Raw genomic sequence first — 2,409 nt, forward strand, 5'->3', positions numbered from 1 at the left:
CGACCTGAATCCCATCGAACAGGCGTTTTCCAAACTGAAGGCGCATCTACGCAGGATCGGTGCGAGGACCTTCTCCGGGCTATTCAACGCAATCGGCGAGGTCTGCGATCTCTTCAGCCAACAAGAGTGCTGGAACTATTTCCAAGCCGCCGGTTACGCTTCAACGTCAACTGGAACCGCTTTAGTATAGCCAATTCGGGGCAGTCGAAGATATGGCATTCTATCTGAAAGGGAGCGGTTTTCGGTCAGGCATGGGCATGTTTCGATCCGGACCATTTCCAAGTCCGATACTGATGACACAATCTTGCGTCAGAAGGCCTCTCAAGGCGAAGCTAGGCGAGGGGCCAATGGGCGCCTTGATGGTTGGGACATCGTAGGTGATCGTGGCTGTTTTGTCCAAATCGGCGGGTGTTCGGATGCCCCCTTTTCCAGGACGGGTCTAAGTCACAGCTTCCATGAGAGCTGTGCCGAGCGCCGTGTAACGGTTGAGAACCACGATACGACCCTGGAGCTCGGCGATCTAAATCCTCTGCCAACCGCGTTGGCCATTCGGTGGCGGCATCCAGATCATCTCGGACACAAACCAGATCGAGAGCGACCTGCGCTGCTTCAGCGTTGTGTCATGGCGGGCCGGGAAGAACGCCTTCGCTTTGAAGCACGCCCAGGATGGCGAGAATGGTGTGGGTACTGACATCAACCGATCCCTCCAGAGCGACACCGATACCGCCTTTGCCGATTTCCCGCGGCCCGGCGGTCTGGAAGACAGGATCCAGCATCGAAAGCTCCGGCGGCAGCTCCAGACAGAACGGGCTTTCGGCGAGAACAAGGTTAAATGCTTCGCGCAGGAGAAGGCGCGCCGCAGTGATGTTCTCGCTATCCTCGGTGCCCGCTTCGATGGCTTCCAGCGGACGTACATCCAGACCTTCGAGACGGAAGACGATGCAGTTCTCCTCGATCTTGGTGGTTGCTTCACCGGTGAAGCCGAGACCAAGTTTTGATCGCAACTCGCCACGCTGAAAGCCGGTCTCGCTCGTCCGGTTGCACTGATAGAACCGGGACTGCAACGTGCCTGACACGCCGATCACGGAGTCGCGGGCCGTCACCGAAACTTCCCCGAGCACTGTGTTGTTGCCGCATCCGTCGCTAACTGGCCGGCCGGCCAGCAACTCCGGCATTCGCTGTTGAATGTCGCGCAGGTCCAAGAGCGCGTTAACGTGAACCCGGGTCGGCGCAACGGCGCTCAGACCGAGCTCGAGCCTGAAAGCAACCTCGGTGTCGAGCATTGTGAGCGTTTCATCCAGTTCGAAATCAATCTGCTGTGCGATGGCGGCGTGTCCTGCAGCAAACAGCACCAGCGCGACTGGGAGGATGCTGAACAATTTCATCTTTGTTCCTCAATCAGATCGCTTTCCTTTAGGACGGCAAGGAGCTGGATCAGGGTCGCCGCAGTGGTGTCAACCGAGCCACTGAAAGTCGCGCCGACCCCGCCATCGCCAATTTCCCTAAGTCCGCCTGAGGTGAAGCTGGGGGCGAGCGACGAAAGCTCCGGTGGCAGTGTAGGACAGATCGGGTTCTGGGAGAGAAAAGTGGCGCTCTCGTCGAGGATCGCTTTCCGAGCTCTCTCGGTGAAGCCAAAGAGAGTTGCCAGACCGCCAATAAGTCCGTGCGGATCGAGTTGCAGATCGATCAGGTGGAATTCGACGCAGTTGTTGCGGACAATCGCCGTCGCCTCGGCGATCGCAGCAAGCTTCTGCGTGAAGATGCGGCGGCCGCGTTCCTCGTCCTGCGTGCCTTCGCTCCGACAACCGAAGACACGAGCCGTCACAATACCACCCGCGCGCAGGTTTTCGCTTTCTTGCTCAACCCCGTCGAAGTCAAGTGAAACCTCCAGCCCGCAATTGTCGACGATTACGCCCGAAAGGAGCTCTGGCAGACGGGCTTGCGCCAGCCGCAGGTCGATAAAGAAGTTGGCACCGAGACGAGCATCGGTCACCGGACTCAGACCAGCATAAAGCACGAGTGGAACCGATGCTTCTTCAGTCTGCACCTCTTTGGAGATCTTGAAGGCGACATCTCCCGCATAGGTGGCCGGATCGAGGCCCTCCCCTCGGGTGACAGCCGCCCGGGCAGCCTCCGGATCAACAATGGCCGGCGTGAAGTTTGAAGTGTCGTCGCCGCCACTGCACCCAAATAGGAATGCCGAGAACAGCGTAACCGGAACGACTCTGAAAATCGACATGGCCCCTCCCGTTTGCTCTTTACGGTCACGCAACAAGGCCCGACGCAATCCATCGACTAGCCACTACACGCCATCTTAAAGCACCCCGCCATTAACCTGAGACATATCCGGCAGCCTTGAAGTAGCTCCAGCATTCTTGCGGAGAATAGAGATCGCAGACCTGGGCGATG

General features: G+C 58.3%; 2 protein-coding genes and 1 pseudogene. 1 reads left to right on the forward strand and 2 read right to left on the reverse strand.

The features are described from left to right. Window positions 1–190 (forward strand): annotated as a pseudogene (locus BLR85_RS28125) (IS630 family transposase); the annotation flags it as partial. A gap of 430 nt (window positions 191–620) precedes the next feature. Here BLR85_RS28125 and BLR85_RS28130 read toward each other — a convergent pair. Both BLR85_RS28130 and BLR85_RS28135 read right to left on the reverse strand, forming a co-directional pair. Next, window positions 621–1,385, reverse strand: a complete 765-nt coding sequence (locus tag BLR85_RS28130) for a hypothetical protein (protein ID WP_093165182.1) — start codon at window positions 1,383–1,385, stop codon at window positions 621–623. Continuing rightward, window positions 1,382–2,239, reverse strand: a complete 858-nt coding sequence (locus BLR85_RS28135; protein WP_093165184.1) for a hypothetical protein — start codon at window positions 2,237–2,239, stop codon at window positions 1,382–1,384. Before BLR85_RS28135 ends, BLR85_RS28130 begins: the two co-directional genes overlap by 4 nt. Window positions 2,240–2,409 lie beyond the last annotated feature (170 nt).

It is taken from the genome of Aliiruegeria lutimaris (assembly GCF_900099935.1).
GTDB classification, from domain to species: Bacteria; Pseudomonadota; Alphaproteobacteria; order Rhodobacterales; family Rhodobacteraceae; genus Tropicimonas; species Tropicimonas lutimaris.